8 protein-coding genes are annotated in these 8,966 nt (G+C 71.3%); 6 read left to right on the top strand and 2 right to left on the bottom strand.

All coding sequences use genetic code 11. The features are described 5' to 3' along the window. The first annotated feature begins 137 nt into the window (after window positions 1–137). Window positions 138–1,451, top strand: coding sequence for an NAD(P)/FAD-dependent oxidoreductase (locus ACFWVP_RS34680; protein WP_384502141.1), 1,314 nt, complete (start codon window positions 138–140; stop codon window positions 1,449–1,451). A 19-nt stretch (window positions 1,452–1,470) separates the two neighbouring features. Here ACFWVP_RS34680 and ACFWVP_RS34675 read toward each other — a convergent pair whose 3' ends face one another. Continuing rightward, window positions 1,471–3,267: a regulator gene (locus ACFWVP_RS34675; protein WP_384502139.1), complete on the bottom strand. Its 1,797-nt coding sequence runs from the start codon at window positions 3,265–3,267 to the stop codon at window positions 1,471–1,473. A gap of 279 nt (window positions 3,268–3,546) precedes the next feature. Here ACFWVP_RS34675 and lipB point away from each other — a divergent pair, with 279 nt between their 5' ends. The 4 genes from lipB to ACFWVP_RS34655 all read left to right on the top strand — a co-directional run bounded on the left by lipB (window position 3,547) and on the right by ACFWVP_RS34655 (window position 6,669). Continuing rightward, window positions 3,547–4,356, top strand: a complete 810-nt coding sequence (lipB, locus tag ACFWVP_RS34670) for a lipoyl(octanoyl) transferase LipB (protein ID WP_384502138.1) — start codon at window positions 3,547–3,549, stop codon at window positions 4,354–4,356. Between the two features lie 121 nt (window positions 4,357–4,477). Continuing rightward, window positions 4,478–5,458, top strand: coding sequence for a lipoyl synthase (lipA, locus tag ACFWVP_RS34665; RefSeq protein WP_384502137.1), 981 nt, complete (start codon window positions 4,478–4,480; stop codon window positions 5,456–5,458). 272 nt (window positions 5,459–5,730) lie between these two features. Further along, window positions 5,731–5,931 carry a hypothetical protein gene (locus tag ACFWVP_RS34660; protein ID WP_384502136.1) on the top strand — a complete coding sequence of 67 codons (201 nt, stop codon included), beginning with the start codon at window positions 5,731–5,733 and terminating at the stop codon, window positions 5,929–5,931. A gap of 30 nt (window positions 5,932–5,961) precedes the next feature. Beyond that, a complete protein-coding gene (locus ACFWVP_RS34655) occupies window positions 5,962–6,669 on the top strand; it encodes a DUF4191 domain-containing protein (protein ID WP_384502135.1) in 708 nt (235 codons plus the stop codon). Between the two features lie 105 nt (window positions 6,670–6,774). On the opposite strand, the gene ACFWVP_RS34650 is transcribed toward ACFWVP_RS34655, so the two are convergent. Continuing rightward, window positions 6,775–7,242, bottom strand: coding sequence for an RDD family protein (locus ACFWVP_RS34650; RefSeq protein WP_384502133.1), 468 nt, complete (start codon window positions 7,240–7,242; stop codon window positions 6,775–6,777). 221 nt (window positions 7,243–7,463) lie between these two features. Here ACFWVP_RS34650 and glnA point away from each other — a divergent pair, with 221 nt between their 5' ends. Next, window positions 7,464–8,873, top strand: a complete 1,410-nt coding sequence (gene glnA, locus ACFWVP_RS34645; protein WP_384502132.1) for a type I glutamate--ammonia ligase — start codon at window positions 7,464–7,466, stop codon at window positions 8,871–8,873. The last annotated feature ends 93 nt before the right edge of the window (window positions 8,874–8,966 follow it).

Raw genomic sequence — 8,966 nt, 5'->3', positions numbered from 1 at the left:
CCCGTGCACCGGTGCCCGGGGTCGCACGACTGTACCTGCATCGGCCATCCACCTAGCCTCGACCCGAACTCCGGCATTCCGGGGCCCTGTTGGGGGCAATACCTCCCCACCAGTCGAGCCGACGCGGGGAGGGGCACGTGCTCACGGCAGACACGGCACAGCACGCGGATGTGGTCATCATCGGGGCCGGGACAGCCGGCCTTTCAGCGGCCCATCATCTGATCAGCGCAGGAGTGAGCGTCACCGTCCTGGAGGCCGCCGCGCAGGTCGGCGGCAGGATGGCCACCCATGGGACGGACGGGTTCCGGCTCGACCATCTGGGCCCGTTGCTCAGCTCCGCGTACCCGGAGCTCCGTACGACACCCGGTCTCGAAGGGCTGGTGCTGCGGGACTTCGCGCCGGGGGTACTGGTGCACAGCGAGGGCCGCCGGTTCCGCGCCGGGGACATACGGAGCGCGAGGGGCGCGCTCCGGGCGGTGCGCTCCCGGTCGAGCGCCCCCCGGGCGCCCCTGGGCGGAGCGATCGAACAGGCAAGGCTGGGCGCGTGGCTGGCCCGCCTGGCCACCACTCCGGCGGCCCGGATCATGGCCCGTCCCGACCGGCCGGCGCTCTCGGCCCTGTCGGCGCGCGGGATCCCGCCGCGTACGGTCAACACCTTTTTGCGCCCGCTGCTCTCCGCGCTGTTGAGCGATCCGGACCTCACGACGTCGAGCCGCTGCGCCGACCTCACGCTGCGCAGTTACGCGCGCGGCCGGCTCTGCGTACCCGCCGGGGGTTCCTCGACGCTGCCCGACCTGCTGGCGGCGGCGCTGCCGCCCGGCACCGTACGGACCGGGGTGCACGTCACGGCCGCCGACATCACCTCGGTACGAACCAAGGAACACGGCGAGCTGGGCTGCCGGTCCCTGCTGCTGGCCACCGGGGCGGGGGCCGCCGCGGAGCTGCTGCCCGGGCTGCGGACGCCGGTGTTCCACCCGGTGACGGTGCTGCACCACACGGCCCCGGTGGCGCCGTCGACCGGGACGAGCCTGCTGCTGGACGCGGACCGGTCGGGTCCGGTCGCGCACACCGCCGTGATGAGCGAGGTCGACCCCTCGCGGGCGCCGGAAGGGCGGACGCTGATCACCTCCACGGTGCTCGGCCCCCCGCCGCAGGACCTCGACCGCACGGTCCGCGCCCATCTCGCAACGCTGTACGGCATGCCCACCCATGACTGGGAGCTGCTGGCGGCCCGTCACGACCCGGAGGCCGTGCCCGCGATGCCGCCCCCGCACGATCTGCGCCGGCCGGTCCGGGTGCTCGCAGGCCTGTACGTGTGCGGCGACCACCGGGACACGAGCACGGTCCAGGGTGCCCTGCACTCCGGGCGGCGTGCGGCCTCGGCGATCCTCACGGACCTGGGGGTGCGGAGGGAGCCGGAGGGCGGGGCGGTGCTGCCCGCCGCCGCGTGACGCCCGGGCCGGCCGGCGGTCAGCCCAGCGCGGCGACCCGGTCGCGGTACCCGCGTACGGCGACCGCGTCCCGGTAGGGCTCCAGGCGGCGCTCGAAGTCCCGTACGTACTCCGTCGCGCGCACCGACCGCATCTCCGAAGCCTGCTGGGCCGCCTCGGCGCCCAGCAGGCAGGCCTGGTCCAGCTCGCCGAGGCCGAGCCGGGCGGAGGCCAGCACCACCCGGCAGAACAGCCTGCTGCGGGCGTACGCCGGAGCGCGCAGTTGGAGGGACCGCTCGGCGTGCTGGGCGCACACCCGGTACTGCTGGAGATCGCGGTAGCAGTGACCGAATTCGTCGGCCAGCTGCGCCTCGTCGAAGTAGCGGGCCCACTGCGGCACGTCGTCGCCGGTCCGGGCGGCCTGCAGGGAGCGTTCGGCCCGTACGAGGGCGGCGACGCAGGCCCTGGTCTCGCCGAGCACGCCGTGTCCGCGTGCCTCGACCGCGTGCAGCATCGCCATGACGACGGACGGCGCGGAGGAGCCGATGCCCTGCTGGGCGACGCGGGCCAGCTGGACGGCTTCCCTGCCGTGCCCCAGGTAGACCGCCTGCCGGCTCATCGTGATCAGGACGAACGAGCCGTACGCCCGGTCCCCGGCGGCCTGGGCGAGCCGCAGCGCCTGGACGAAGTAGCGCTGGGCGAGGCCGTGTGCCGCGATGTCGTACGAGGTCCAGCCCGCCAGCCGGGTCAGGTCGGCGACCGCCGAGAAGAGCCGTCGGCCGATCGTCTCGCCGTAGCTCCCGCGGAGCATGGGCTCGGCCTCGTGCTCCAGGTACCGGACGAGGGCCTGCCGGGCGTGGCCGCCGCCGTACGCGTTGTCCAGAGTGCGGAAGAGCTCGCCGACCGAGCGCAGGGCGGCGACGTCGCCGCTGCCGACCCGCTGGCCGGGACCCCGGTCGGTCTGCCGCTGGCGCGGGACGCCCGGGGGCGGTGCCGCGGGGCCGGGCGGACGGGAGGATCCGGGGCCGCGGGTGCCGGGCCGGCCACCGTGGAGGCCCGGCCCGTGCACGGTCGTCCCGTGTGCTCCGGCGCCGTGGATGCCCGCACCGTGGGCCCCGGCGCCGTGCGTCCCCGCTCCGTGGGCACCCGCTCCGTGCGTCCCCGCCCCGTGGGCACCCGCTCCGTGCGTCCCCGCCCCGTGGGCACCCGCTCCGTGCGTCCCCGCCCCGTGGGCACCCGCTCCCGGCGAGCCCGTGGGGCCGTGGGGCTTGCCGGAGCCGTTGGCGGTGTGCGGCCCGTTCGCCGTCCGCGGGCCGTGGTGGGCCTCGGCGGGGGGCCGCGGGGCCGGCAGGCCGGGTGCTCCGGTCACCGGCGCGGGTTCGCCGCGGCCGACCCACTCGTCGGCGCGCCCGATCAGCCAGTCCCGGCTGGGAACGACCAGTCCGGCCGGGGTGAACGCGATCTTCCGCAGCTCCGCGTGGCTGCCCGAGTCCTTCCGCCACAGCCCGCTGACGATGTCGACGGCCTCGGTGGGTGTCGCCGCGAACTCCAGGCCCGCGTAGACGGGCGCGCACGCGTCCAGGCCCAGGTCCTGCGCCGAGAGCCGCCGCCCCAGCCGCCGGGTGAAGACCTCGGCGATCAGGGCGGGTGTGGTGCCCCGCGGCTGCTGACCGCGCAGCCAGCGGGTCACCGACGTCTTGTCGTACCGCAGGTCGAGGCCGTGTTCGAGGCCCAGCTGATCCACCCTGCGGGCCAGTCCCGCATGGGAGAATCCGGCTTCCGCGATGAGCGCAGCGAGCCGCCGGTTGGGGGTGCGCTGCGGAGGTCGTTCCGACATCAGCTCTAGGGTCTCCTGCCTTCGGGGCCCGGAGGGCAGCCCTTATGGAACGGCGCGAATTTAGCTGGCCCGGCTGCCGCATCGACGACGTTCGCTCCACATTCATCCGATCGTGTGAGAATTGTGGACATCGCTGACAGGGGACGGCCGGTCTCGACCTGCCGGACGTCGGCGCGCGGAACGGTCGTACAGTGGCTGAGGGCGCACATCAGTGCATGGTGGCGTGGCTCCGGGGACACCCCCCGGCCCCCCGCCACCGCGAGTAGGGAGGCACCCGGAGTGAGTGAGCTGCGGTTCGTCCGTCTGGGATTCGGCGAGGAAGCGGTCGACTACCAGGAGGCCTGGCAGAAGCAGCGCGAGGTGCACGCCGCCCGGTTCGAGGACTCGGTCCCCGACACCTGTCTGCTCCTCGAGCACCCGCCCGTCTACACGGCGGGGCGCCGCACGACCGACGGCGAGCGCCCGCTGGACGGCACCCCGGTCGTCGATGTCGACCGCGGCGGGAAGATCACCTGGCACGGTCCGGGCCAGCTCGTCGGCTACCCCATCCAGAAGCTGCCGCGTCCGGTCGACGTCGTCGCCCATGTGCGCCGGCTGGAGGACGCGCTGATCCGCACGGCCGCCGACTTCGGCGTGGAGACCTCCCGGGTCGAGGGCCGCAGCGGTGTCTGGGTCCTCGGCGACCCGGTCGAGGACCGCCCCGCGCTCGGCGGGCTGTCGCTGGACTTCGATCCGCGGCTGCGCGACGAGGAGTTCGACCCCCGCCTGAACGGCCCCGAGTACGCGCCGTCCAACGCCGGCCAGCGCCGCGAGGACCGCAAGCTGGCCGCGATCGGCATCCGGGTCGCCAAGGGTGTGACCATGCACGGCTTCGCGCTGAACGTGAACCCGGACAACACCTGGTTCGACAGGATCGTGCCGTGCGGCATCCGCGACGCGGGCGTCACCTCGCTCGCGTACGAGCTGGGCCGCGACCTCACGATCGCGGAGGTGCTCCCGGTCGCCGAGAAGCACCTCAGGGACGTCCTGGAGAACGCGGAGCTCGCGCCCCGCGCCGTGGAGGCCCCCGCGACCGTGGCCACCGCCTGAGAACCGCGCGGGAATAGGGCCTGTCGGCCACAGGTTGGGCAGACGTAAGGCCGTTCTAACCACGGGCGTACCCTGGTGTTCGCCGAAGAATCCAATGCAGCGAAAGCAAAGGGGTGCCGGAGTGTCCGGTGTCGCACCCGACGGGCGCAAGATGCTGCGCCTGGAGGTCCGAAACAGCCAGACCCCCATCGAGCGCAAGCCCGAGTGGATCAAGACCCGGGCGAAGATGGGCCCCGAGTACACGAAGATGCAGAAGCTCGTGAAGAGCGAGGGTCTGCACACCGTGTGCCAGGAGGCCGGCTGCCCGAACATCTACGAATGCTGGGAGGACCGCGAGGCCACCTTCCTCATCGGCGGTGACCAGTGCACCCGGCGCTGCGACTTCTGTCAGATCGACACGGGCAAGCCCGCGGCCCTCGACCGCGACGAGCCCCGCCGCGTGGGCGAGTCCGTCGTCACCATGGACCTCAACTACGCCACGATCACCGGCGTCGCACGCGACGACCTGGAGGACGGCGGCGCCTGGCTGTACGCGGAGACCGTGCGCCAGATCCACGCGCAGACCGCGGAGCGGGCGACCGGCGCCACCAAGGTGGAGCTGCTGATCCCCGACTTCAACGCGGTCCCCGAGCAGCTCGCCGAGGTCTTCTCCTCGCGCCCCGAGGTGCTCGCGCACAACGTCGAGACGGTCCCGCGGATCTTCAAGCGGATCCGTCCCGCATTCCGTTACGAGCGTTCCCTGGAGGTCATCACCCGGGCCCGTGAGGCCGGTCTGGTGACCAAGTCCAATCTGATCCTCGGCATGGGCGAGACCCGTGAGGAAGTCAGCGAGGCGCTCCAGGACCTGTACGACGCGGGTTGCGAGCTCATCACGATCACGCAGTACCTGCGGCCCACCCCGCGGCACCACCCGGTCGAGCGATGGGTGAAGCCGCACGAGTTCGTGGAGCTGAAGGACGAGGCCGACGCGATCGGTTACTCCGGCGTCATGTCGGGGCCGCTGGTGCGTTCCTCGTACCGCGCCGGCCGCCTCTTCCAGCAGGCGATGGACCGCCGGGGTGCATCGGTCACGGGAGCCACGGCAGCCTCCGGCGCCGTGTGAATCCGAGCACAAGCAGCTACTGAACGGTAAACGCCGCGACGACGCGGCCCTACGCTCCCCGCAGGTCGGGGGCCCGTATGGGCCGCGTCGGCGTGCGCGGCGCCGAAATCAGGGTTTCATTGGTGTTTGACCGACCGGTCATGCGCTGGTAACACCGAGCAGTGACCCTAGGTACACACGCAGCGGCGGTACACGCGGCCGCTGCCGTCACTGCTTCCCGCCACTCAGTGCGCACCCGGTGCGCGCATCCGCTCCGAGGGGGAACGACCACCGTGCATGCCGCGCCGGTACGAGCCAACGCCATCCCGTCCGTCACCACCGCACTCCGCGCCGTCGAGTCACTGCTGCTGAGCGGCGGCCAGCGCACCGCCCGCCGGAACGCCTGGACGGCGGTCCTGGAGGACCGTCGCAGGGCCAAGGACCGGGTCGAGGCCGAGCACGTGCTGAGGGCTGTGGCCGACCAGCGTTCCTAGGTCACTCCGGGGCCACGTAAACTTCAGTACATGGCGAGGAAGGCAAACACCGAGGGCGCGGACAGCGCCGAGAACGCAGGGCGGCTCAAGCAGATCGCCCTGACCTACAAGATGACCAGGCGGTCCGACCCGAAGGTCGGTCTTGTCGTCGCGGGTGTGGGAATCGTCACCTTCGGCGTCCTCCTCGCGATCGGCTTCTTGATCGACCACCCGGTCTACGCGGGCATCCTGGGCTTCGTACTGGCCCTCCTCGCAATGGCGATCATCTTCGGACGGCGCGCCGAGCGTGCGGCCTTCGGGCAGATGGAGGGACAGCCCGGCGCCGCGGCGGCCGTGCTGGACCGTGTCGGCCGTGGCTGGACCACGACTCCGGCGGTCGCGATGAACCGCAGCCAGGACGTCGTCCACCGGGCCGTCGGCAAGGCGGGCATCGTGCTGGTCGCCGAGGGCAACCCGAACAGGGTGAAGGGCCTGCTGGCGGCCGAGAAGAGGAAGATGGCCCGCATCGTGCTGGACGTGCCGGTGCACGACATCATCGTCGGAGACGGCGAGGGCCAGGTGCCGCTGAAGAAGGTGCGCACCAAGATGCTGAAGCTTCCGCGGGTCCTGACCGGCCCGCAGGTCACGGCGGCCAACGACCGGCTGCGGGCGATGGGTGACCTGATGAGCAACATGCCGCTGCCGAAGGGCCCGATGCCGAAGGGCATGCGGATGCCGCGCGGCGGGAAGATGCGCTGACGCAGCACGTACGAAGAGGGCGGCCCCGGACGTATTCGTCCGGGGCCGCCCTCTTGTCCTGTGTGCGCTCCGTGCTTCCGTCTCCCGCTCCGCGTGCCCGTGTCCTCAGATACGCACCTGGACGGCGCGGGCCAGCCGGTCGTGCAGGCCGCGGCTGTCGCGGTCCCAGACCAGGGCCGGGATCACCAGGAGGAGGAGCACGGTCCGGACGATCACCCGTCCCGCGCCGAGCCGTGCGCCGTCCTCGGAGACGACCCGCAGGCCCAGGATCCGCTTGCCCGGCGTGGAACCGATGGTTCCGACCGTGAGCAGGCTCAAGACGAGAAAGACGCCGAGCGCCCAGTTCCCGGCCGCCTGCTGGTCACCGCGAGCGAGCAGCCCGTATGCGATCAGCATGCACACGGCCCAGTCGATGAAGAGTGCCCCGAAGCGCCGGCCGAGCGGGGCCACGGACCCCGGGCCTTCCCGGGGCAGACCGAGGCGTTCGCCCCGGTAACCGAAGTCGGCGCCCATCTCCTCGGCCGCCGCGCGCGGCCCCGAGAGCCACGATCCGATTGCTTGCCTGTTGTCCACCCGTCCACGGTACTGCGCCCGTGTTTGGGACCGGCCGGGCGGGGCACTGAACACGTCGCTGAGGTGACGCCACCCCCCGGCCCGGTTAACTTGGGCGAAACAAATGGGTCATGCTGGAGAAATCCTGCCTGCCTATGGTCGGGTCCAGCGTGTGCCACCGCACTGGCCGCACAACGAGTTGCAACCCCGCCCTTTCCCGGGTCGGGAGTAGGAGGAGTTGGATGTTCCAGAACGCCGACGAAGTCCAGAAGTACATCGCCGACAACGACGTCAAGTTCATCGACGTCCGGTTCTGCGACCTGCCGGGTGTGATGCAGCACTTCACCATCCCCGCAGGGTCCTTCGACCCGGCCGAGGAACTGGCTTTCGACGGCTCGTCGATCCGCGGCTTCCAGGCCATCCACGAGTCGGACATGGCGCTCCGCGCGGACCTGTCCACGGCCCGTGTCGACCCGTTCCGCCGCGACAAGACGGTGAACGTCAACTTCTTCATCCACGACCCGATCACCGGTGAGCAGTACAGCCGTGACCCGCGGAACGTGGCCAAGAAGGCGGAGGCGTACCTCGCCTCGACCGGTGTCGCCGACACCGCGTACTTCGGTCCCGAGGCCGAGTTCTACGTCTTCGACAACGTCCGCTTCCAGACGTCGGCGAACGAGAGCTTCTACCACATCGACTCCGAGGCCGGCGCCTGGAACACCGGTGCGACCGAGAACAACCGGGGTTACAAGGTCCGCTACAAGGGCGGCTACTTCCCGACCCCGCCGGTCGACCACTTCGCCGACCTGCGTGCCGAGATCTCCCTGGAGCTGGACAAGAACGGCCTCCAGGTCGAGCGCCAGCACCACGAGGTCGGCACCGCCGGCCAGGCCGAGATCAACTACAAGTTCAACACGCTGCTCGCCGCGGCCGACGACCTGATGCTCTTCAAGTACATCGTGAAGAACGTCGCCTGGCGCAACGGCAAGACCGCGACCTTCATGCCGAAGCCGATCTTCGGTGACAACGGCTCGGGCATGCACGTGCACCAGTCGCTGTGGCAGGGCGGCACGCCGCTCTTCTACGACGAGCAGGGTTACGCCGGCCTGTCGGACATGGCCCGCTACTACATCGGCGGCATCCTGAAGCACGCCCCGTCGCTGCTGGCCTTCACCAACCCGACGGTGAACTCCTACCACCGTCTGGTCCCCGGCTTCGAGGCCCCGGTCAACATGGTGTACTCGCAGCGCAACCGCTCCGCCGCGATGCGTATCCCGATCACGGGTTCCAACCCGAAGGCGAAGCGCGTCGAGTTCCGCGCCCCGGACCCGTCCTCGAACCCGTACCTGGCGTTCTCGGCCCTGCTGATGGCCGGCCTGGACGGCGTCAAGAACAAGATCGAGCCCCCGGAGCCGATCGACAAGGACCTCTACGAGCTGGCCCCCGAGGAGCACGCGAGCGTCCAGCAGGTCCCGACCTCGCTCCCGGCGGTCCTCGAAGCCCTTGAGGCGGACCACGACTACCTCCAGGCCGGCGGCGTCTTCACGCCCGACCTGATCGAGACGTGGATCGACTACAAGCGCACCCACGAGATCGCCCCGATCCAGCTGCGCCCGCACCCGCACGAGTTCGAGCTGTACTTCGACCTCTAGGCGGCGGGCCCCGTCGCGCGCGAAGGTGCGCGGCGCGGCCGGTTCGACGACGTGATGCCGGCGAGGGCCGCTACCCCGAATTCGGGGTAGCGG

Source organism: Streptomyces sp. NPDC058637 (genome assembly GCF_042717325.1).
Lineage (GTDB): Bacteria > Actinomycetota > Actinomycetes > Streptomycetales > Streptomycetaceae > Streptomyces.
The sequence above is the reverse complement of the archived record's forward strand: the minus strand, read 5'-3'. Positions and strand labels throughout refer to the sequence as shown.